This window comes from Burkholderia sp. Bp9004 (assembly GCF_003858025.1).
Classification (GTDB): domain Bacteria; phylum Pseudomonadota; class Gammaproteobacteria; order Burkholderiales; family Burkholderiaceae; genus Burkholderia; species Burkholderia diffusa.
On the sequence record NZ_QTQD01000054.1, the window covers coordinates 1 to 22,796 of the forward strand.

Consider the following 22,796-nt stretch of genomic DNA (forward strand, 5'->3'; position numbering starts at 1 on the left):
TTGTTGTTCTCCTGCTCCAGTTCCTTCAGGCGCTGCGCTTCGGAGACCGTCATCCCGCCGAACTTCGCTTTCCAGTTGTAGTAGGTCGCTTCCGAGATGCCGTGCTTGCGGCACAGCTCCGCCGGCTTCAGGCCAGCCTCGGCTTCCTTCAAGATGCCGATGATTTGCTCTTCGGTGAATCGCTTTTTCATTGCCGTTCCTCTCTGGAACGGACTCTACACCGTCACCGTACTAAACGCGGGGAGCAGGTCAATGCACCCCCAATTGGCAAAATGCTCTCGAAGACGCCGGCCGAGATGCAAACGAGTTGCTGCGGGACGTCAACGAATTCTTGCGACTCAATGCATTCGATGAAGCAAACGCCGAAATGTTGCTGGCGCTGCCGGCTCATGAAAGGCCATCTGACGCTACCTCCGCGTTCGAGTGGCTTTCCGCTCAATTCGCCAGAAAGGGATTGAAGACGGAACTCGAGTTCGCGAGGCGAGACCGCAATGCCTGCGGTAATCATGCGCTCGACGTTCTTCATGGTCTTGAGGAAGCCGCTCAAGGACGCACCGTCGACAGAACCGGAACTCTCCTCGCTCGTGTATATCGCGACTCCGTTATGGAGAGGCGCACGCCCGTTTGAGCGCAGACGACGCCGGGCCACCGTCCCCCGAGAGCCGACGAGCACAAACAGCCATCGTCGAGCGAGTGCTGGGTGCCGGTCGATCAGTCGCCGGCGCAGTCGTTTCGCCCGGATGCCCGATGAGGTCGTGACCGGCATCCGAGGCACCATAGACAGACGTCAGAGGGGCTAGGAGGCGCTCGGACTGAGACCGGTATCAGAAACGAAAAAGCCGACCCGGTGGGTCGGCTTTTTCGCGTCCAATCGCGGTCGATTGCCACCGCGAACCAAACCTTCAAACATACAGCCGATTCCCGATCAAGCAAAACGTGGCCGATCGGGAAATAAGGCATAACGTGTCCAGGCGGACAACTTATGCTTAACGGCACAACTTCCTTGGATAGCCTTGGAAGGGAATCTGGTGGGCCCCCCGGGAGTCGAACCCGGCACCAACGAATTATGAGTTCGCTGCTCTAACCAAGCATGAGCTAGGGGCCCAGACAAAAAAGCAACGTGTGCTACACGTCACTCCGGCAACCAAGCCGGGCCGGCATTGTAACAACAAAGACGCCAAAGAGGACAAACGCCACCGGCATCACACGGATACCGGCGGCGTTCGCAAGTAAGACGCTGGAAATCAGTTCCCTTCGAGGAACGACTTCAGCTTGTCGGAACGGCTCGGGTGACGCAGCTTGCGCAGCGCCTTGGCCTCGATCTGACGGATCCGCTCGCGGGTGACGTCGAACTGCTTGCCGACTTCCTCGAGCGTGTGATCGGTGCTCATCTCGATACCGAAGCGCATCCGCAGCACCTTCGCCTCGCGCGGCGTCAGCGAATCGAGCACGTCCTTCACGACGTCGCGCATGCTTGCATGCAGCGCGGCATCCGCCGGCGCGACCGTGTTGTTGTCCTCGATGAAGTCGCCGAGATGGGAATCGTCGTCGTCACCGATCGGCGTTTCCATCGAGATCGGCTCCTTCGCGATCTTCATGATCTTGCGGATCTTGTCTTCCGGCATCTCCATCTTCTCGGCGAGCGTTGCCGGATCCGGCTCGAGACCGGTTTCCTGCAGGATCTGCCGCGAGATGCGGTTCATCTTGTTGATCGTTTCGATCATGTGAACCGGAATACGGATCGTGCGCGCCTGGTCCGCGATCGAACGCGTGATGGCCTGGCGAATCCACCACGTCGCATAGGTCGAGAACTTGTAGCCGCGACGGTATTCGAACTTGTCCACCGCCTTCATCAGGCCGATGTTGCCTTCCTGGATCAGGTCGAGGAACTGCAGGCCGCGGTTCGTGTACTTCTTCGCGATCGAAATCACGAGACGCAGGTTCGCCTCGGTCATTTCACGCTTCGCCTGACGTGCCTTCAGTTCGCCGGCCGCCATCTGGCGGTTGGTTTCCTTCAGGTCCTTCAGCGGCAGCACGACGCGCGCCTGCAGGTCGAGCAGACGCTGCTGCTGTTCGCGGATCGCCGGGATATTGCGCGACAGGACCGCGCTGTACGAATGACCTTCGGCCGCGATCTTCTCCGCCCAGTCGAGATCCGTCTCGCTGCCGGGGAAGCGCGCGATGAATTCCGAACGCGGCATGCCGCACTTGTCGACGACGATGTGCAGAATCTGGCGCTCGACCTGACGGACTTCGTCCACTTGCGCACGCAGCGTGTCGCACAGACGCTCGACGGTACGCGCAGTGAAGCGGATCGTCATCAGTTCGGTCTGGATCGTTTCCTGCGCCTTCAGGTAGGACTTCGACTTGTAGCCTTCCTTCTCGAACGCGCGGCGCATCTTGTCGAACCACTCGCTGATCTGCGAGAACTTGTCGAGCGATGCGCGCTTGAGGGCTTCGAGCTGGGCGGCGTTGGCGGTTGCCTGGGCGGCACCGTCATCATCCTCCTCTTCCTCTTCTTCCTCTTCCTCTTCGGCTTCCTCGTCCTCGTTCTCGATCGCTTCGGCTTCCTTCGCCGAGAAACCGTCCGTATCGGCGGAGTCAGAAGCATTCGGATCGAGCAGGCCGTCGACGAGTTCGTCGACGCGGATCTCTTCGTTCGCGACGCGCTCGGCCATCGCGAGGATGTCGGCGATCGTCGTCGGGCACGCGGAAATCGCCATCACCATGTGGCGCAGGCCGTCCTCGATCCGCTTCGCGATCTCGATTTCGCCTTCGCGCGTGAGCAGCTCGACCGTGCCCATCTCGCGCATGTACATCCGGACCGGATCGGTCGTGCGACCGAATTCCGAATCGACGGTCGACAGCGCGACTTCCGCTTCTTCCTCGACTTCATCGTCCGACGACGCGGCCGGCGCGTTGTCGTTCAGGAGCAGCGTTTCCGCGTCCGGCGCCTGCTCGTAAACCGCCACGCCCATGTCGTTGAACGTGCCGATGATGCCTTCGAGGGCTTCGGTCTCGGTGAAGTTGTCCGGCAGGTGGTCGTTGATTTCGGCATACGTGAGGAAGCCGCGCTCCTTGCCGAGCTTGATCAGCGCGCGCAGCTTCACGCGGCGCTCTTCGAGCTCCTCGGCCGTGCCGGGCGTGCTCGTCGCGAACGCTTCCTTCAGCAGCGCCTTTTCCTTGGCGCGACGATCGCGCACCTTGGATTTGCCCGGGGCAGCCGCGGCTGCGGGCTGCTCGTCGCTCTGATTTGCGTCGTCATCGACGGATACTTCGTTCAGCTTTTTGGTCATGGAGTTCGCCGTACCGGCTATATCGACTCGCGGCTGCTGGACGACAGCCGGTTGAACCGTGGGTGCATGAGTAGTACGTACTGCCGTTTCGTCCGCGGCGGCAGTCGTGTCCCTTGCGCTTTTCGCACTTGCCCGCTTCGCCGCCGGCTTGGCCGGCCCGGAGTCGGGTCTGGCGGCAGCCCGTGTTCTGGCTGCCGGCGCCGGCGCAGCCTGAGCAGTGCCGGCTGCGGTTTTCTTTCCTGCCGGGGCTGACGTGGCTGAAGACACTGTCCTGGTGGAAGAAGCAGACTTGGCCGCTGTGACCTTCGTGGTCGGCTCCGTCGAGCCCTTGCCTGTTGCTTTCTTTCCGCCTGTCGTCTTTGCCATCGCGAATCTCGCCTCTGCTTAGAAAACAAACCGCTGGAAACCTTATATTATAGCACGCTGGGGCGCCCTCTCTTGGCGCCCCGGCCGCCTACAGCCCGAGCCGACGCTTCATGTCGGTTCGCTGCTGGTTCAATTCCGTCAATTCCGCCAGTTCCTCGGGTGTGAAGGTGGACTGCCGCGCAAGCCGATCGAGCCGGTCGCAACAGGCGTCATAGCGCATCTTGAGCACCGCGGCCTGCAGCTCCTCCCCCGCGATCCGTTCCTGTTCACGCTGCCGCTCGGGCACCGTCTCGTCTTCCGGATTCTGTAACAGCAAATCGCGGACGTTTTCATCATAGTCCAGAATTTCGCGGAAGATTTCCTCGTAAGTCGCGCCGTTCGAGGACGTCCGCAGGACATCCGACAGCAGCCGGAACTCCGCGCCGTCGCCCAGCGCACGCGCATGCTCGACGACTTCGGCGAACAGCTCGCCGATCCGCGGCAGCGCGCGCAGGGTCGCAAGCTGTTCGTCGTCGAGCTGCGACGCGATCCGCGGATGCATCACGAGCGTACGCAACGCGCGCTTTTCGCTGTCCGTCACGCGCCGCCGCTCGCTGCGCGCGGGCGCCTGGCGCGCCGGCGCCGCGATGCGCGCATCGACATCCGACAGCGCCGCGACTTCCTCGAACGGGATATCGAGCCGGTCGGCGAACATGTGCATGATCTGCGCGCGCAACGCGTTCGCCGGCAGCGCCTGCAGCAGCGGCTTCGCGTCGAACAGCGCCTTCGCTCGACCTTCCGGCTGGTCGAGCGCCTTGCCGGCAATTGCTTCGTTCAACAGAAATTGTGACAGCGGCATCGCGCGCTCGACCTGCTCGGAAAACGCGTCCGCGCCGAATTCGCGTACGTAGCTGTCCGGATCGTGCTCGGACGGCAGGAAAAGGAATCGGATCGTCCGGTTGTCCGCCGCATGCGGCAGACACGCCTCGAGCGCGCGGCGCGCCGCACGCCGGCCGGCCGAGTCGCCGTCGAAGCTGAAAATGACCGTGTCCGTCTGACGCAGCAACTTCTGCACATGGATCGGCGTGCACGCCGTGCCGAGCGTCGCAACCGCGTTCGGGAAGCCGAGCTGCGCGAGCGCGACGACGTCCATGTAGCCTTCGACGACCAGCACGTACTTGCGCTCGCGGATCGCAAGGCGCGCCTCGAACAGCCCGTACAGCTCACTGCCCTTGTTGAACAACGGCGTTTCGGGCGAATTCAGGTACTTCGGCTCGCCGCTGCCGAGCACGCGGCCGCCGAACCCGATCACCTGCCCCTTCACGTTGCGGATCGGGAACATGATCCGCTCGCGGAACCGGTCGTAGCGTCGCGCGACGCCCTGTGCATCGGTTTTCTCGCTGACGATCACGAGCCCGGATTCGACGAGCGAGTCGTCGCGGTAGTCCGGGAACGCGGTTTCGAGGTTCTGCCAGCCGTCCGGCGCATAGCCGAGCCCGAAGCGCGCGGCAATCTCGCCGGTCAGGCCCCGGTTCTTCAGATACTGGATCGCAACGGTCGCGCCGCGCAATTGCTTGCGGTAGTAGTCGCACGCGGCGGACATCACGTCGGACAGCGCGGTCGCGACCGATTTCGACACGGGCGCCGGATAGTCACCGCCACCCGCACCGCCTCCGCCGCGCATGGACGGCTCGTGCGGCACGGTCAGTCCGACCGATTGCGCGAGCTCCTGCACGGCTTCCGGGAACGTGAGCCCCGCATGCTCCATCAGGAAACCGATCGCCGTGCCGTGCGCGCCGCAGCCGAAGCAGTGATAGAACTGCTTGGTCGGGCTGACGGTAAACGACGGGCTCTTCTCGTTATGGAACGGGCACAACCCCATGAAGTTGGCGCCGCCCTTCTTGAGCTGCACATACCGGCCCACCACGTCGACGATATCGACGCGGTTCAGCAAATCCTGCAGGAACGAATGCGGAATCACCGTGGGATCGAGCGAAAAAAAGACAATACGACGCCCCGGCGCACGCGCATGCGGCGCGCCGGGAAGCGGGTTTTACTTCGACAGCGCGGCCTTGACCTGCGCGGAAACGGCCGTCATGTCGGCCCGACCGGCAAGCTTGCCCTTCAGCACGCCCATCACCTTGCCCATGTCCTGCGGGCCGGCCGCGCCCGTTGCCGCGACAGCGGCCTGGACTTCGGCAGCCACTTCGGCGTCCGAAAGCTGCGCGGGCATGTAGGCGCCCAGCACGGTCAGCTCGGCCTGTTCCTTCGCGACGAGATCGTCGCGGCCTGCGGCTTCGAACTGGCTGATCGAGTCCTTGCGCTGCTTGATCATCTTGTCGATCACGGCGGTGATGCCCGCGTCGTCGAGGGTCACCCGATCATCGACCTCGCGCTGCTTGATCGCGGCCATCAGCAGGCGAATCGTCGCCAGACGCTCGCTTTCCTTCGCGCGCATCGCGGCCTTCATGTCTTCGCTGATCTGCTCTTTCAAACTCATCTTGCACCCGGGATGGAAACGTGACTTCAACGCCCGCGAACGGGCGTCAACACAAAAACCCGCTTGGGACTAAGTCTCAAGCGGGTTGCTCGAATCCGGCATCGGCGACTCGCAGCCCCAGATCGAGGCCGATCGTGCGGAGGTCGCCGGTGCGCCGCTCAGTGAATCGCGCGGCGCTCAATCGTTCAGTACAGCTTCTTCGGCAGCGTCTGGCTGCGGATCCGCTTGTAATGACGCTTCACTGCGGCAGCCTTCTTGCGCTTGCGCTCGGCGGTCGGCTTCTCGTAAAACTCCCGCGCACGAAGCTCGGTCAGCAGACCATTCTTCTCGATCGTGCGCTTGAAGCGGCGCATGGCGACTTCGAACGGCTCGTTTTCTTTAACGCGAATGATCGTCATGATCCGACACGAATAAAGGTTTGCAGGGAAGATTTGCAAGTATAGCAGAGCGCCACGCAAAGACATAAGGGCCGGCCCCCGTCAATGGGGGCCGGCGCAGCCGTGTCAGGCGCCCCGCGCAAACTCCGCCGCCGCCTGCCCGGCCGCCGTGCCGGATGCCCACGCCCACTGGAAGTTGTAGCCGCCGAGCCAGCCCGTCACGTCCACCGCCTCGCCGATGAAGAACAGCCCCGGCACCCGCGCACTCATCATCGTCGCCGACGACAGTTCGCGCGTATCGACGCCGCCCTTCGTCACCTCGGCCTTCTTGTAGCCCTCGGTGCCGTTCGGCGTCAGCGTCCAGCCGGACAGCGCATCGCCGATCTGACGCAGCATCTTGTCGGGCAGGTCCGCGAGCCGCGCGTCCGCCGCGACGCGATGCGTGTCGAGCCAGACGTGAGCGAGGCGCGACGGCACCCAGTCCGCGAGCAGCGAGCCGATCTGGCGCTTCGACGTGCGCTTCGCGTCGAGCAGGTCGGCCACCACGTCACGCTGCGGCAGCAGGTCGATGCGGATCGGGTCGCCGGATTGCCAGTAGCTGGAAATCTGCAGGATGCCGGGGCCCGACAGGCCCCGATGGGTCAGCAGCAGATCCTCGACGAATTCGCCGCCATGCTTCTTGTCGCCGGTCGACACGCGCACTTCGAGCGACACGCCGGACAGCGCCGCGAACGGCTCCCAGTCCCGCTGCGCAAAGGTGAGCGGCACGAGCGCGGGCCGCGTATCGACGAGCTTGTGGCCGAACTGCTTCGCGAGCCGGTAGCCGAAGTCGGTCGCGCCGATCTTCGGGATCGACAGTCCGCCGGTGGCGACGATCAGCGCGCGTGCGCGGATCGGCCCCGCCTGCTGCGTGTCGAGCGTGAAGCCGTCGGCCGGCGCGTGGCGCACCGCGTCGACGGCCACCGGCCGGCGCCAGGCAATCCCGCCCGCATCGCATTCGTGCTTCAGCATGTCGATGATCGCGTCGCTGCCGTGATCGCAAAAGAGCTGCCCCTTGTGCTTTTCGTGCCAGGTGACGTGATGGCGCTTGAGCAGCCCGAGGAAGTCGCGCGGCGTGTAGCGCGCAAGCGCCGAGCGCGCGAAATGCGGATTCGACGACAGATAATTGTCGGGGCCCGCATTGAGATTCGTGAAGTTGCAGCGGCCGCCGCCCGAGATGCGGATTTTCTCGGCGAGCCGCGGCGCGTGGTCGACCAGCACCACGCGGCGGCCGAGTTGCCCGGCGACTGCGGCGCTCATCATCCCGGCGGCGCCCGCGCCGATCACGGCGATATCGTAAGTTTCCATGGCGCGGATTGTACCTGCCTGGCAGCGCACCCGGGCCGGGCCCCAGCGGCGGCAGGCCCTCGCCTGCTATAATTTACGGTTACGTTTACCTTCGTGCGGCGCGCTCGACGCAGCTCGCACCGCCTCTACCCATGCTCGTTCTCGGCATCGAAAGCTCCTGCGACGAAACCGGCCTCGCGCTCTACGACACGCAGCGCGGCCTGCTCGCGCATGCGCTTCATTCGCAGATCGCGATGCACCGCGAATACGGCGGCGTCGTGCCCGAGCTCGCATCGCGCGACCACATCCGCCGCGCGCTGCCGCTGCTCGAGGAAGTCATGGCGCAAAGCGGCACGCGCCGCGAGGACATCGACGCGATCGCATTCACTCAAGGCCCCGGCCTGGCCGGCGCGCTGCTGGTCGGCGCGAGCATCGCGAATGCGCTCGCGCTGGCATGGAACAAGCCGACCGTCGGCATCCATCACCTCGAAGGCCACCTGCTGTCCCCGCTGCTCGTCGTCGAACCGCCGCCGTTCCCGTTCATCGCGCTGCTGGTGTCGGGCGGCCACACGCAACTGATGCGCGTGACCGATGTCGGCGTGTACGAGACGCTCGGCGAGACGCTCGACGACGCGGCCGGCGAAGCATTCGACAAGACGGCGAAGCTGATCGGCCTCGGCTACCCGGGCGGCCCGGAAGTGTCGAAACTCGCGGAAACGGGCACGCCGGGCGCCGTCGTGCTGCCGCGCCCGATGCTCCATTCGGGCGATCTCGACTTCAGCTTCAGCGGCCTGAAGACGGCCGTGCTCACGCAGATGAAGAAGTTCGAGGCCGCAAAACTCGAAGGCGAAGCGCTCGAACGCGCGAAGGCCGATCTCGCGCGCGGCTTCGTCGACGCGGCCGTCGACGTGCTCGTCGCGAAGTCGCTCGCCGCACTCAAGAAGACGAAGCTCAAGCGCCTCGTCGTCGCGGGCGGCGTCGGCGCGAACCGCCAGTTGCGGGCCGCGCTGTCGGCCGCCGCGGCCAAGCGCGGCTTCGACGTGCACTATCCGGATCTTGCGCTCTGCACCGACAACGGCGCGATGATCGCACTCGCCGGCGCATTGCGGCTCGGCCGCTGGCCCGAGCAAGCGAACGCCGACTACGCGTTCACGGTGAAACCGCGCTGGGATCTCGCATCGCTCGCACGCTGATTCGCACGACGCACCGGCACGCACCGGACATCACCAGCCAAAACACAAAGGCCGCTCGATCGAGCGGCCTTTTCCGTTACAGCGGCACAACGTCACGCAGCGTGCCGCTTGTCGCGTTCGATCAGCGCATACGCGCTGTGATTGTGGATCGACTCGAAGTTCTCGGCTTCGAGCACGTAGGCGACGACGCGGTCGTCCGCATCGAGACGCTGCGCGACGTCGCGCACCAGATCCTCGACGAACTTCGGATTTTCGTACGCACGCTCCGTGACGAACTTCTCGTCCGGACGCTTCAGCAAGCCCCACAGCTCGCACGACGCTTCTTCTTCCGCGATGCGGATCAGCGCCTCGACCGGCAGGTCGGCCGCAAGCTCGGCGTCGATCGTCACGTGCGAGCGCTGGTTGTGCGCACCGTACTGCGAGATCTTCTTCGAGCACGGGCACAGGCTCGTCACCGGCACGAGCACCTTCAGGAACAGGCGCGCTTCGCCGTTGCGGCTTTCGCCCGCGAGCGTCACTTCATAGTCGAGCAGGCTCTGCACGCCCGACACCGGTGCCGTCTTGTTCACGAAGTACGGGAACGTGACCTCGATCCGGCCGGCCTCGGCTTCCAGCTTCTCGAGCATCGACGCGAGCATCGCACGGAAGCGCTCGACCGTCAGCGGCGCACGATTCTCCTCGAGCAGCGCGACGAAGCGCGACATGTGCGTGCCCTTCTGATCGGCAGGCAGGCGCACGTCGAGATTCCAGACGCCGACGGTCGGCTGCACGTCGCCGCTCTCGGTGCACACCGTCAACGGATGCCGGACCGCCTTCACGCCCACGCGCTGAATCGGAATCTGGCGGGTATCCACCGTGCTCTGCACGTCGGGCATCACGAAGGCGGGATTCATCTGGTTCATCTTTTTCAATCCTTGTAAGCCGCGCGTCCGACGACGCGCACGCCGCGTCATGCGGCAGCCGGAAAAGCAACATGGGCCCGCAGGCCCATGTTTTCCGCATCAATGTAGACCGGTTGCGCCAGTCGCACCGACGCCGCCCGCAGGCGGCGCCAGCTTATGCGACGCGCTTCGCCTGACCGGCGACATCGGCCGCCGCGTTGAGGAAGCGTTCGCGAATCGATTTCGCGATGCCCGCGCCGTCGAGGCCGCATTGCGACAACAGCTTTGCGTGGTCGCCGTGATCGACGAACTGGTCAGGGAGGCCCAATTGTAGTACGGGTCGGATAACCCCACTCTCCATCAGGGCTTCCACGCAGGCGGAGCCCGCGCCGCCCATCACACAACCTTCCTCGACCGTGACAAGGTAGTCGTGCGTCTCGGCGAGTTCGCGCACGAGCGCGGCATCGACCGGCTTCACGAAGCGCATGTTCGCGACCGTTGCATCGAGCTCCTCGCCTGCCACAAGCGACGGCGCAACCATCGTGCCGAACGCGAGGATCGCGACGCGCTTGCCCTCCGGCTGCGACGTGCGGCGACGCACTTCACCCTTGCCGAGCGGAATTTCGGTGAATTCCTTCACCGTCGCCACGCCCGTGCCCGCGCCGCGCGGATAACGCACCGCGGTCGGGTTCGGCTGCTGAAGCGCCGTGTGCAGCATCTGGCGGCACTCGTTCTCGTCGGACGCGGCCATGATCGTCATGTTCGGAATGCAGCGCATGAAGGCGAGATCGTACGCGCCCGCGTGCGTCGCACCGTCCGCGCCGACGAGGCCCGCGCGGTCGATCGCGAACACGACCGGCAGGTTCTGCAGCGCGACGTCGTGGATCAGCTGGTCGTACGCACGCTGCAGGAACGTCGAGTAGATTGCGACAACGGGCTTCAGCCCTTCGGTCGCGAGACCGCCCGCGAACGTCACCGCGTGCTGCTCGGCGATGCCGACATCGTAGTAGCGATCCTTGAAGCGCTTCTCGAACTCGACCATGCCCGAGCCTTCGCGCATCGCGGGCGTGATGCCGACGACGCGCGAATCGCGCTCGGCTTCATCGCACAGCCATTCGCCGAACACCTGCGTGTATGTCTTCTTCGCGGGCGTGGCCGACGGCTTGATGCCTTCTGCCGGGTTGAACTTGCCGGGGCCGTGGTAGAGCACGGGATCGGCTTCGGCGAGCTTGTAGCCCTGGCCTTTCTTCGTCACCACGTGCAGGAATTGCGGGCCGCGCAGTTCGCGGATGTTCTGCAGCGTCGGGATCAGCGAATCGAGATCGTGACCGTCGATCGGGCCGATGTAGTTGAAGCCGAACTCTTCGAACAGCGTGGCCGGCACGACCATGCCCTTCGCGTGCTCCTCGAGCTTGCGCGCGAGTTCGAGCACCGGCGGCGCGACGCTCAGCACGCGCTCGACGCCCGCACGCGCGGCTGCGTAGAAGCGGCCCGACATCAGGCGTGCGAGATGGCGGTTCAGCGCGCCGACCGGCGGCGAAATCGACATGTCGTTGTCGTTGAGGATCACGAGCAGCTTCGCATCCTCCGACACGCCCGCGTTGTTCATCGCCTCGAACGCCATGCCCGCCGTCATCGCGCCGTCGCCGATCACCGCGATCGAGAAGCGGTCGTCGCCGTTCAGCTGGCTGCCGATCGCCATCCCGAGCGCCGCCGAGATCGACGTGCTCGAATGCGCGGTGCCGAACGTGTCGTATTCGGACTCGCTGCGGCGCGGGAAACCCGAGATGCCCCCGTACTGGCGCAGCGAATGCATCTGGTCGCGGCGGCCCGTCAGGATCTTGTGCGGGTAGGTCTGGTGACCCACGTCCCAGACGATCCGGTCGTTCGGCGTGTTGAACACGTAGTGCAACGCGATCGTCAGCTCGACCGTCCCGAGGTTGGACGACAGATGGCCGCCCGTCTTCGACACGCTGTCGAGCACGAACGCGCGCAGTTCATCCGCGAGCGGTTGGAGTTGGCGACGATCGAGGCGGCGCAGATCCGCCGGGTCGTCGATGGTTTTCAGCAAGTCGTACATCGTCGTTCCATTGTAGGAAATCAAACGCGCCCGCATTCTATTGCACGCACCGTAGCGTGTGCGCAGCGGCGGGCTTCGCGTCAGCTGACCCGGTTCACCACCAGGTCGGCAAGTTCGGCGAGACGCTGTGCGCGTGCGCCGAACGGTTTCAGCGCATCGTGCGCTTCGGCGCGCAGCTGGGCCGCGAGCTCACGCGATGCGTCGAGGCCGAGGATCGATACGTAGGTCGGCTTGTCGTTCGCCGCATCCTTGCCTGCCGTCTTGCCGAGCGTCGCCGAATCGGTCGTGACGTCGAGAATGTCGTCGACGACCTGGAAGGCCAGACCCACGGCGCCCGCGTAAACGTCGAGCGCGGCCATCGCTTCCGCCGACGGCGTGTCGCCGGCCAGCGCGCCCATCCGCACGGCGGCACGCAGCAGCGCGCCCGTCTTCATCCGGTGCATCGTCTCGAGCTGTTCGCGCGTCAGCTTGAGGCCGACGCTCGCCAGGTCGATCGCTTGCCCGCCGGCCATGCCGATCGAGCCGCTCGCCAGCGCCAGCTCGCGCACGAGCGCAGCCTGCTGCACCGGAGTCAGTGCCACGGCGTCGGTCAGCGCGACGAATGCCTGCGACTGCAGCGCATCGCCGACCAGCAGCGCCGTCGGCTCGTCATACTGCACGTGCACGGTCGGCTTGCCGCGTCGCAGCGCGTCGTCGTCCATGCACGGCATGTCGTCGTGCACGAGCGAGTAAACGTGGATCATCTCCAGCGCCGCCGCCGCTGCGTTGCGCGCCGCTTCGGTCGCGCCGGTCAGTTCGCCTGCTGCATGGCACAGCAGCGGGCGAACGCGTTTGCCGCCGCCGAGGACCGCGTAACGCATCGCTTCGTGAAGCTGCGTGGGCACCACATTATCGGCCGGCAAATAGTGGCCGAGTGCGTCCTCGACACGGTCGAGCACGGACCGCATCCATTGTTCGAATGTCATAGATCGTCGTCTTCGCCGTCCGTGGCGGCCGTGCCGGACGAAAGCGGCTTCAGGGTCGCGCCGTCCAGCACGCGAACCTGCTGCTCCACTTTCTCGAGCTGCTGTTGGCAAAACGCAACGAGGGTCGCACCGCGGCGATACGCCGCCAGTGAATCCTCGAGGCTCAACGCGCCGCCTTCCATCCGTGCAACCAGCGTCTCGAGTTCCGCGAGCGCCATCTCATAATTGTCCGGCAACGGTTCGGTGCCATTGCCGGGCGGCGTGGCGCCTGGGGATGCGGTTTTCGCCATGGACGAGGGTGTCAAATTTCAAAACAAGTCGGACATTCTACGGCAAAAGAGAATTCTCCGATCTGCCGACGTGGGCACCCCGGCACATCTTCCGGCCCCATCTTCGACACACGGGGTGCGCACCCCGATTGTCTCCCGACAAAAAATTGACACAAATCAGGCACTTAATCCTAGCCTTGCGAGGCGAACCGGGTATAATTCCCCGTTTCCCTAAATCGATTTTTCGATGGTTGGGTTGTTCACTGCTTTCACGCTAACACCGGGAGTGGGAATGTCCAATCTGAGCGATGCGCTTCAGTTGAAGTCGGCCCACAGCCAGCTTCCAGTCACTGCATATTTCGATGAGGCGCTCCTTGAGCGCGAGATCGAAACCCTCTTCAAGAAAGGACCTCGTTACGTCGGGCACGAATTGATGGTGCCCGAGGCGGGGGATTATTTTGCGCTGCCGTCCGAGCAGGAAGGTCGCGTGCTGGTCCGCAACCCGGCCAACCAGATCGAACTGCTGTCCAACGTGTGCCGTCACCGGCAGGCGATCATGCTGAACGGGCGCGGCCACACGCAGAACATCGTGTGTCCGCTGCACCGCTGGACTTACGATCTGGAAGGCCAACTGCTCGGCGCGCCGCACTTCCCCGACAAGCCGTGCCTGAACCTCGGCAAGAGCCCGCTGCAGAACTGGCAGGGGCTGCTGTTCGAGGCCGAAGGCCGCAACGTCGCGCGCGATCTCGCGAACCTCGGCACGAAGCATCACTTCGACTTCTCCGAGTATCACTTCGATCACGTCGAAGTGCACGAGTGCGATTACAACTGGAAGACGTTCATCGAGGTCTACCTCGAGGATTATCACGTCGTCCCGTTCCACCCGGGCCTCGGCAGCTTCGTGTCGTGCGACGATCTCAAATGGGAGTTCGGCGACTGGTACAGCGTGCAGACGGTCGGCGTGCACAACGCCCTCGCGAAACCGGGCAGCGCGACCTACCAGAAGTGGCACGAGCAGGTGCTCAAGTTCCGCAACGGCGTGCCGCCGGAGTTCGGCGCGATCTGGATGGTCTACTACCCGGGCCTGATGATCGAGTGGTATCCGCATGTGCTCGTCGTGTCGTGGCTGATTCCGCGCGGGCCGCAGAAGACGACCAACATCGTCGAATTCTATTACCCCGAGGAAATCGCGCTGTTCGAACGCGAGTTCGTCGAGGCCGAGCGCGCCGCCTATATGGAAACGGCCATCGAGGACGACGAAATTGCGATGCGGATGGACGCGGGCCGCCGCGCACTGATGGCGCGCGGCGAATCGCAGGTCGGGCCATACCAGAGCCCGATGGAAGACGGCATGCAGCACTTCCACGAGTTTCTGCGCCGCCACCTCGGCGACATCTGACCGCGCGCGGCGCGCCAGCGCCGCATGGCATTCGGCATATCAAAAGACGGGTTTCGGCCCGTCTTTTTTTGTTTAGACTTGGAGTATCAGGCCGTTTGCACTCCAGGGAGCCGTCATGCCACACACCCACTACACCACGCTCATCTCCGCAGCCAATCTCGCCGAGCGGCTGGCCGCGGCGCCGGGCAGCGTCGCCGTGTTCGACTGCCGCTTCGACCTCGTCGATCCGGGCGCAGGCGAAGCCGCCTATGCGGCCGGCCATATCCCCGGCGCGCAGTATCTCCATCTCGACCGCGACCTGTCCGGCCGCAAGACCGGCACCAACGGGCGCCATCCGCTGCCGACCCGCGACGCATTCGCGACGCTGATCGCCAGCCGCGGCGTCAAGCAGGGCCAGCAGGTCATCGCCTATGACGCACAAGGCGGCGCCTATGCGGCGCGGCTTTGGTGGCTGCTGCGCTGGCTCGGGCACGATTCCGTCGCGCTGCTCGACGGCGGCCTGCAGGCGTGGGAAGCGGCCGGCCAGCCGCTGACCACCGACGTGCCGCATCCGGCCGCCGGCGACTTCCGCGCGACGACCCCGCTCGAATCGACGGTCGACGCGGCAGCCGTGCTCGCGAACGTGACGTCGGCCACGCGCGTCGTGATCGATGCGCGCGCACCGGATCGCTATCGCGGCGAAAACGAAACGATCGATCGTGTCGGCGGCCACATTCCCGGCGCACGCAACCGGTTCTTCAAGGACAACCTGGCCGCCGACGGCCGCTTCAAGACCGGCCATGAGCTGCGCGAGACATTCACCACGCTGCTGGCCGGCACCGAACCGAACAGCGTGATCCTGCAATGCGGGTCCGGCGTGACCGCATGCCACAACGCGCTCGCGCTCGAAATCGCGGGGCTGCATGGCGCGTCGCTGTATCCGGGCTCGTGGAGCGAATGGAGCGCCGATCCGTCGCGTCCGATCGCGACCGGCCCGAACCCGTAAGCACCTGCGCGGCGCGACGACAAGGCGGCGGCATCTGCCGCCTTGTCGTTCACATCACGCCGTACTTGTGGAACCACTCGATCGCGCGCTTCCAGCCGTCCTCGGCGTCGCCCTTCACGTAACTCGGCCGATAATCGGCGAAGAACGCGTGGCCGGCATCCGGATACACGACGATCTCCGATTGACGCGCGAGCTTCGAATCGCTCGTCTGGATTGCCTTGCGCATGTCCGCGAGCGACGCCTGCGTGATGTTCGTGTCCTTCTCGCCGTACAGCCCGAGCACGGGTACCTTCAGCAACGACGCATGATCGACCGGATTGAACGGCGTCATCTCGTCGGTCGTGCCCTCGACGAACCCGTACCATGCGACGGCCGCGCGCACGTGCGGATTATGCTCCGCGTACAGCCACGCCTGGCGGCCGCCCCAGCAGAACCCCGTCACGCCGAGACGCGACAGGTCACCGCCGTTCTTGCCGGCCCACGCGACGGTCGCATCGAGATCCTCGGTGACCTGCCGGTCAGGCACCTTGCTGATGATGTTGTCGAAAAGCTCCTTCATCGTCGGATACTTCGACGCATTGCCCTGGCGCGCGAACAGGTCCGGCGCGATCGCCAGATAGCCGAGCTTCGCGAAGCGGCGGCAGACGTCGGCGATATGCGCATGCACGCCGAAGATCTCGTGGATCACGATGACGACCGGCAGGTTCGTCTTGTCGACCGGCTGCGCGCGATACGCGGGGATGCTCGCGTCGCCCGAGCGGATCTCGATGGTGTCGACGTCCAGCCCGGTGCTGTCGGTCGTGATCGTCTGCGCCGACACGGGCAGCACGGCCGCCGCGAAGGTGCCGCCCAGCGCGGCCTGCATGAACTTGCGGCGCGAGAACGGAACGTGGGGAACCAGGCTGTCGACTTCGGGTTTCAACATGAATGCACTCCTCGATTGGGCACCGCCGTCGCGGCCAGGGACTCGACCCGGCGTCATGCCGGCGGACGGCGCGGATGTCGCGGCGGTTGGCACCCCGCCGCAAGCGGAAACCCGGACAAGATGCCCAATAATCCGTTGTCGCGTCAACTGTCAGATGTGTAAGACTCGATTACGACGGTGTCATGCGGTGGCATCCAAAGGTATCGACAACCGCGGCACCCCGGCCCGGCAAATCCATGCGGGGCACGCATGCGGCGAGCGCCGTCGCGCGCTCGAATGTCCACGGATTGGAACCAAACGATGCGCAATAGCAGGGCCGGTGCGCGAATCCGGGTCAACCGCACTTGAAACGACAACGGGCAGGAAACGCGCTCGATACGCGTTCCCTGCCCGTCGGAGCACGAACCGCGCGGTCAGTGCAGTTTGACGCGCGGCAGCGTCGTGCGGCGCAGCCAGTGCGCGAACGTATCGAGCATCATGCGCGGATAGCCGTGCAGCGCCGCGATGTGCAGGCGGTACAGCGACATGTACATGAAGCGCGCGAACAGCCCTTCGATCAGCATGTTGCCGCCGATCAGGCCGCCCATCAGGTTGCCGACCGCGCTGAAGTGACCGAGCGACACGAGCGAACCGAAATCGCGATATGTGAACTCGGGCAGCTGACGTCCGTCGAGCCGGCAGCCGATCGCCTTCAGCAGAAAGCTCGCCTGCTGGTGCGCGGCCTGCGCACGCGGCGGCACGTTGCGCTCGTTGCCGGGCCATACGCATGCCGCGCAATCGCCGAGTGCGAAGACGTTGTCGTCGGTGAAGGTCTGCAGTGTGCGACGCACGTCGAGCTGGCCGAGCTTGTTGACCTGCAGGCCGTCAAGATTCGACAGCACGGACGGCGCCTTGATGCCGGCCGCCCAGACCGTGAGATCCGCGCGCACCGACTTGCCGCTCGCGGTATGCACGAAACCCGGCGCGACCTCGGTCACACGCTCCGCGAGCATCAATCGCACGCCGAGCTTTTCGAGCAGCTCGGCCGTTGCGGTCGATACGCGCTCCTGCAGCGCAGGCAGAATCCGCGGCCCCGATTCGATCAGCACGATGCCGACGTCGTGCTGCGGGTCGAGCTTGTGCAGCCCATAGACGGACAGCACCTGCGCGGTGTTGCGCAGTTCCGCGGACAACTCGACGCCCGTCGCGCCACCGCCGACGATCACCACCTGGATGCGCGGCTCGTCCGGCGCTCCCGGCGCGGGCTGCGCCGGCGCCTGGTGCTCGGCGCGCATGCACGCGGCGATCAGGCGCTTGCGGAAGCGCTCGGCCTCGCCGACCGTATCGAGCGCAATCGCGTTTTCGGCCGCGCCCTGCACGCCGAAGAAATGCGTCGTGCTGCCGATCGCGATCACGAGCGTGTCGTATTCCAGGTCACGCGCCGGCAGCAGCTCCTCGCCGTCGCTGTCGTTGACGGGCGACAGGGTGATGCGCTTCGCCGCGCGATCGAGCGAGGTCAGTTCGCCCTGCTGAAACTCGAAACCATGCCAGCGCGCCTGCGCCGCGTATTCGAGTTCCTGCGTGAACGGGTCCATGCTGCCGGCCGCGACCTCGTGCAGCAATGGCTTCCAGATGTGGGTCGGATTGCGGTCGACGAGCGTGACAAGCGCACGCGCGGGACGATTGCCGCGCGCGCTGTAACGATCGCCGAGCCGCGTCGCCAGTTCCAGGCCGCCCGCGCCTCCGCCTACGATGATGATCCGATGCATCCGATTCCCCCTTTGCGATTCGAAACTGCTGCCGCCGGACGATGCAGACGCGATGCGTTCGCGCCGCCCGCTGGATTAACCGGTTCGGACATCATCGATGTGCAGTTCGAAACACTTCGATGCGCCGATCCCGGAACGCGGGGCGCGCTGCCCCCGCGACAATGACCTGACTGACATGCATTGTCCGGGAGCTTGCGCGTTGACCACAAGCAAACCATCTCGATATTCAGCATCCCTGCAACAATATGCCGCGGGACGCGGGAATCACGCTGGGGTGTGTCAGTGTGCCTCTTCCCAGTTCGCGCCGGCACCCACTTCAGCGACCAGCGGCACCTTCAGCTTCGCCACGCCGCACATCATTTCCGGCAGTTTCTCGCGCACGAGCGACAGTTCGTCGTCGGGCACCTCGAGCACCAGTTCGTCGTGCACCTGCATGATCATCCGCGATGCGAGGTGGTCGCGCGTGAGCCAGTCGTCCACCGCGATCATCGACAGCTTGATCAGGTCGGCAGCCGTGCCCTGCATCGGTGCATTGATAGCCGCACGTTCAGCGGCCTGACGGCGCGGGCCGTTGCCGCCGTTGATCTCCGGCAGCCACAGGCGGCGGCCAAAAACGGTTTCGACGTAGCCCTTTTCCTTCGCCGCCGCACGCGTGTCCTCCATGTACTGCGCGACGCCCGGGTAGCGCGCGAAATAGCGGTCGATATACAGCTTCGCCGCATCGCGCGTGATGCCGAGGTTCGACGCGAGGCCGAACGCGCTCATCCCGTAGATGAGCCCGAAATTGATCACCTTCGCGATCCGGCGCTGGTCGGAGTTGACTTCCAGCGGCGTCACGCCGAACACTTCGGCGGCCGTTGCGCGGTGGATGTCCTCGCCCTGCGAGAACGCGCGCAGCAGCGACGCGTCGCCCGAAATGTGCGCCATGATCCGCAGTTCGATCTGCGAATAGTCGGCCGACACGATGCGGTGACCCGGCGATGCGATGAACGCCTCGCGGATCCGCCGGCCCTCGGCCGTGCGCACCGGAATGTTCTGAAGATTGGGATCGTTCGACGCAAGGCGACCCGTTACCGCGACGGCCTGCGCGTAGTTCGTGTGCACGCGGCCCGTTGCGGGATTCACCATGCGCGGCAGCTTGTCGGTGTAGGTTGACTTCAGCTTCGACAGCCCGCGATGCTCGAGCAGCAGCTTCGGCAGCGGGTAATCCTCGGCCAGCTTCTGCAGCACTTCTTCGTCGGTCGACGGGGCGCCGCTCGGCGTCTTCTTCACGACCGGTAACTGCAGCTTCTCGAAGAAGATCTGCCCGATCTGCTTCGGCGAGCCGAGATTGAATTCGCCGCCGGCCAGTTCGTACGCCTGCCCTTCGAGCTCGATGAGACGCGTCGCGATCTCGCTGCTTTGCGCCTGCAGCAGTGCGTCGTCGATGAGCACGCCGGTGCGCTCCATCTTGCGCAGCACGAGCGACACCGGCATCTCGATCTCGCGATACACACGCTCGAGGCCCGGTTCGCGCGCAACCTGCGGATACAGCGCATGATGAAGCTGCAGCGTGATGTCCGCATCTTCGGCGGCGTACGCGGCGGCCTGCTCGAGCGCCACTTCGTCGAAGCCGATCTGCTTCGCGCCCTTGCCGGCCACGTCTTCATACTTGATCGTCTTGACGCCCAGATGACGCAACGCGAGGCTGTCCATGTCGTGCGTGCGGTGCGATTCGAGCACGTACGATTCGAGCATCGTGTCGTGCTCGATACCGTTCAGCGCGATGTCGTAGTTCGCGAGCACCTGCGCGTCGTACTTCAGGTGTTGGCCCACCTTCTTGCGGTCGGCCGATTCGAGCCACGGCTTCAGGCGCGCGAGCACGTCGTCGATCGGCAACTGCTCGGGAAGATCGGGGCCGCGGTGCGCGACCGGAAGATACGCGGCCTTGCCCGGCTCGATCGAAAACGACAGGCCGACGAGCCGCGCGGTCATCGGATCAAGCGAGGTCGTTTCGGTGTCGAACGCGGTCAGTGCGGCCGCGTCGATCTTCGCGAACCATGCATCGAACTGTTCCCAGGTCTGGATCGTGTCGTATTCGCGGACGATGTCCGCCGCGACCACCTGTGCCGGCTCGCCTTCCGGCGCGTCGGCGCCGCCGCCTTCGGCGGGCGCGCTGTCGACTTCGCGCAGCCACGTCTTGAAGCCATAGCGCGCAAAGATGTCGCGCAGCAGGTCGCGTGCTTCGCCGTCGCTCTTCAGCGACGCTTCGATCGATTCGAGATGCGGTGCGAGATCGCAGGCCGTGTCGACGGTCACGAGCTTGCGGCCGAGCGGCAGGAAGTCGAGCGCGCGGCGCAGGTTGTCGCCGACCACGCCCTTGATCTCGCCCGCGTGTTCGATCACGCCGTCGAGGCTGTCGTATTGCGACAACCATTTCACGGCCGTCTTCGGCCCGCATTTCTCGACGCCGGGCACGTTGTCGACGGTGTCGCCGATCAACGCGAGATAGTCGATGATCCGCTCGGGCGGCACGCCGAACTTCTCGATCACGCCGCCGCGATCGAGCGTCTCGTTGGTCATCGTGTTGACGAGCGTGACATGATCGGTGACGAGCTGCGCGAGGTCCTTGTCGCCGGTCGACACGATCACGTTCATCCCGTGCCGCTCGGCTTCGCGCGCGAGCGTGCCGATCACGTCGTCGGCCTCGACGCCCTCGACCATCAGCAGCGGCCAGCCGAGCGCACGTACCGCGCCGTGAATCGGCTCGACCTGCAGTGCAAGATCGGGCGGCATCGACGGACGGTTTGCCTTATAGTCGGCATAAAGGTCGTCACGGAACGTCTTGCCCTTTGCATCGAACACGCAAGCGCTATACTCTGCACTGACTTCCTTGCGCATACGGCGCAGCATGTTGATGATTCCGTAGAGCGCTCCGGTCGGCTCCCCGCCAGGGCCACGCAAATCAGGCATCGCATGGTAAGCCCGATACAGATAGCTCGAACCGTCAACCAATAGCAGGGTCTTACCTTCCAGATTTCGTTCTTCAGGCATTATGAACAAGAGAAAAGTGATTCCGAGTCTGCGTTCGCTCGCAGATCAAGAACGCGCGACGGCCAAGAAGGCGCGCGCATCGTGGCAGATGTTCACGATTATGGCAGAGTTTATCGAGGCGACCGAGTACCTGTCGGAGATCCGACCGGCCGTCAGCATCTACGGTTCTGCCCGTCTCAAGCCCGACACGCCGCACTACAAGCTGGCCGTGCAGATCGCGCGCAAGCTGTCCGACGCCGGCTTCGCTGTGATCTCCGGCGGCGGCCCCGGCATCATGGAAGCCGCGAACAAGGGTGCGCACGCCGGCAAGGCGCCGTCGGTCGGCCTGAACATCGAGTTGCCGCACGAGCAGGCGGGCAACCACTACCAGGACATCTCGCTGCGCTTCCGCCACTTCTTCACGCGCAAGGTAACGTTCGTGAAGAACTCCGACGCGGTGATCGTGATGCCGGGCGGCTTCGGCACGCTCGACGAACTGTCCGAGGTGCTCACGCTGATCCAGACGAAGAAGTCGCGCCTCGTGCCGATTATTCTCGTGGGTAGCACGTTCTGGCAGGGGCTGCTGCAATGGTTCCGCGACCAGCTGATTCCGATGGGCCTCATCAATCCGGAAGACATGGATCTGATGCAGGTGATCGACGATCCCGACCAGGTGCTCGACGCCGTGCTCGCGTTCTACGAGGACAGCGGCGAGGAAGAAGGCGCGGACGGCGAAGACCATCCGCCGCGGCCCGAAGAAGACCGCATGTTCTATCTGTAATTCGATCGGTGCGATGGCCGGCCTCGCGGCCGGCGTCGCGTCTCCCGCGCGGCAGGCACGGTAATTCGGCCACCCGTCGCGCGTCATTTTGTAACGCCGTATTAATCCCGCCGCGCAGCCGCGCGCCGGCGAATGTCAAATCCGGGCAGCCTGCATCGCGCAATGCGGTCGACGCCTCCCATGCGTGGCCCGCCATTGTCAAATCATGCAGCCTGTCATCGATCCGGCCGGCGCATCTGACGTCAATGCGACGTAACAAACCCGTCTCGCCTTTTTCGCGCGGCGCCTGCACACTGCGTCTCGTCGGCGTGGCGTCCCCCGGTGGAACGATCCCCCCTCGCGTCCATCGCGTCGCGCCGGCCTTTTGACAACGACATCACGGAAAACAACATGAAACGCTCGCTGATCGCCCTCGCCTTCGCCGGCCTCGGTCTTTCGCTGTCCGGCCTCGCCCAAGCCGTCAACGTCGACGTCAACATCGGCACGCCCGCGCCGGTCGTCGTCGCGCCCGCGCCTGTCGTGGTCGCTCCGGGGCCTGCGGTCGTGATCGGCTGGCACGGCGATCGTTACTGGGACGGCCGCCGCTACTGGGAGCGTCGCGAGTGGGAAGATCATCAGCGCCATCGCGGTCACGGCGGCTACCATTGCCCGCCGGGACATGCGAAGAAGGGTGAGTGCTGAGCATCTGAGTGCGGGGTCGATCGGGGTCGCGCA

General features: G+C 64.8%; 19 protein-coding genes and 1 tRNA gene. 5 read left to right on the forward strand and 15 right to left on the reverse strand.

The window, feature by feature from the left end; all coding sequences use genetic code 11:
• From DIE08_RS34105 to DIE08_RS34140, 8 genes are all read right to left on the reverse strand, one after another.
• The coding region (locus DIE08_RS34105) for a transposase (RefSeq protein WP_148096083.1) at positions 1–191 on the reverse strand (191 nt) is incomplete at its 3' end.
• A 32-nt stretch (positions 192–223) separates the two neighbouring features.
• Positions 224–547: a hypothetical protein gene (locus DIE08_RS35870; protein WP_185715944.1), complete on the reverse strand. Its 324-nt coding sequence runs from the start codon at positions 545–547 to the stop codon at positions 224–226.
• Positions 548–1,026: 479 nt separating this feature from the next.
• Positions 1,027–1,105: transfer RNA gene (locus tag DIE08_RS34115), tRNA-Ile, on the reverse strand.
• Between the two features lie 139 nt (positions 1,106–1,244).
• Positions 1,245–3,662, reverse strand: a complete 2,418-nt coding sequence (rpoD, locus tag DIE08_RS34120) for an RNA polymerase sigma factor RpoD (protein WP_082728921.1) — start codon at positions 3,660–3,662, stop codon at positions 1,245–1,247.
• 88 nt (positions 3,663–3,750) lie between these two features.
• Positions 3,751–5,622 (reverse strand): DNA primase, encoded by a 1,872-nt coding sequence (gene dnaG / locus DIE08_RS34125; RefSeq protein WP_124621173.1) that lies wholly within the window; start codon positions 5,620–5,622, stop codon positions 3,751–3,753.
• Positions 5,623–5,694: 72 nt separating this feature from the next.
• The gene (locus DIE08_RS34130; RefSeq protein WP_059524656.1) at positions 5,695–6,141 is read right to left on the reverse strand and encodes a GatB/YqeY domain-containing protein; all 447 of its coding nucleotides are present in this window, start codon (positions 6,139–6,141) and stop codon (positions 5,695–5,697) included.
• A gap of 185 nt (positions 6,142–6,326) precedes the next feature.
• A complete protein-coding gene (gene rpsU / locus DIE08_RS34135; RefSeq protein WP_006479415.1) occupies positions 6,327–6,539 on the reverse strand; it encodes a 30S ribosomal protein S21 in 213 nt (70 codons plus the stop codon).
• 105 nt (positions 6,540–6,644) lie between these two features.
• A complete protein-coding gene (locus DIE08_RS34140) occupies positions 6,645–7,874 on the reverse strand; it encodes an NAD(P)/FAD-dependent oxidoreductase (RefSeq protein WP_260436628.1) in 1,230 nt (409 codons plus the stop codon).
• 122 nt (positions 7,875–7,996) lie between these two features.
• On the opposite strand from DIE08_RS34140, the gene tsaD reads away from it, so the two are divergent.
• Entirely contained in the window at positions 7,997–9,037 is a 1,041-nt protein-coding gene (tsaD, locus tag DIE08_RS34145; RefSeq protein WP_124906244.1) for a tRNA (adenosine(37)-N6)-threonylcarbamoyltransferase complex transferase subunit TsaD, read from the forward strand.
• A 92-nt stretch (positions 9,038–9,129) separates the two neighbouring features.
• Here tsaD and folE2 read toward each other — a convergent pair whose 3' ends face one another.
• The 4 genes from folE2 to DIE08_RS34165 all read right to left on the reverse strand — a co-directional run bounded on the left by folE2 (position 9,130) and on the right by DIE08_RS34165 (position 13,253).
• Entirely contained in the window at positions 9,130–9,939 is an 810-nt protein-coding gene (gene folE2 / locus DIE08_RS34150) for a GTP cyclohydrolase FolE2 (RefSeq protein WP_059601731.1), read from the reverse strand.
• Between the two features lie 154 nt (positions 9,940–10,093).
• Positions 10,094–11,998, reverse strand: coding sequence for a 1-deoxy-D-xylulose-5-phosphate synthase (dxs, locus tag DIE08_RS34155; protein ID WP_059601729.1), 1,905 nt, complete (start codon positions 11,996–11,998; stop codon positions 10,094–10,096).
• 80 nt (positions 11,999–12,078) lie between these two features.
• Entirely contained in the window at positions 12,079–12,963 is an 885-nt protein-coding gene (locus DIE08_RS34160) for a polyprenyl synthetase family protein (protein WP_059601727.1), read from the reverse strand.
• The gene (locus DIE08_RS34165; protein WP_006479428.1) at positions 12,960–13,253 is read right to left on the reverse strand and encodes an exodeoxyribonuclease VII small subunit; all 294 of its coding nucleotides are present in this window, start codon (positions 13,251–13,253) and stop codon (positions 12,960–12,962) included. Before DIE08_RS34165 ends, DIE08_RS34160 begins: the two co-directional genes overlap by 4 nt.
• A 271-nt stretch (positions 13,254–13,524) precedes the next feature.
• Here DIE08_RS34165 and DIE08_RS34170 point away from each other — a divergent pair, with 271 nt between their 5' ends.
• Together DIE08_RS34170 and DIE08_RS34175 are read left to right on the forward strand one after the other, a co-directional pair.
• Entirely contained in the window at positions 13,525–14,631 is a 1,107-nt protein-coding gene (locus DIE08_RS34170) for an aromatic ring-hydroxylating dioxygenase subunit alpha (RefSeq protein ID WP_124906246.1), read from the forward strand.
• 115 nt (positions 14,632–14,746) lie between these two features.
• Complete coding sequence (locus tag DIE08_RS34175) at positions 14,747–15,616, forward strand: sulfurtransferase (protein WP_124906248.1); 870 nt, start codon at positions 14,747–14,749, stop codon at positions 15,614–15,616.
• Positions 15,617–15,665: 49 nt separating this feature from the next.
• Here the strand turns inward: DIE08_RS34175 and DIE08_RS34180 are convergent, their stop codons facing one another.
• The 3 genes from DIE08_RS34180 to polA all read right to left on the reverse strand — a co-directional run bounded on the left by DIE08_RS34180 (position 15,666) and on the right by polA (position 21,322).
• Entirely contained in the window at positions 15,666–16,541 is an 876-nt protein-coding gene (locus DIE08_RS34180; protein WP_124906250.1) for a dienelactone hydrolase family protein, read from the reverse strand.
• Between the two features lie 413 nt (positions 16,542–16,954).
• Positions 16,955–18,289, reverse strand: coding sequence for an NAD(P)/FAD-dependent oxidoreductase (locus DIE08_RS34185; RefSeq protein WP_059601719.1), 1,335 nt, complete (start codon positions 18,287–18,289; stop codon positions 16,955–16,957).
• 279 nt (positions 18,290–18,568) lie between these two features.
• Positions 18,569–21,322 carry a DNA polymerase I gene (gene polA, locus DIE08_RS34190; RefSeq protein ID WP_059601717.1) on the reverse strand — a complete coding sequence of 918 codons (2,754 nt, stop codon included), beginning with the start codon at positions 21,320–21,322 and terminating at the stop codon, positions 18,569–18,571.
• Between the two features lies 1 nt (position 21,323).
• Here polA and DIE08_RS34195 point away from each other — a divergent pair, with 1 nt between their 5' ends.
• On the forward strand, positions 21,324–22,082 hold the full coding sequence (locus DIE08_RS34195; protein ID WP_059601715.1) for a TIGR00730 family Rossman fold protein: 759 nt from the start codon (positions 21,324–21,326) through the stop codon (positions 22,080–22,082).
• A gap of 390 nt (positions 22,083–22,472) precedes the next feature.
• Entirely contained in the window at positions 22,473–22,763 is a 291-nt protein-coding gene (locus tag DIE08_RS34200) for a hypothetical protein (RefSeq protein ID WP_124621246.1), read from the forward strand.
• Positions 22,764–22,796 lie beyond the last annotated feature (33 nt).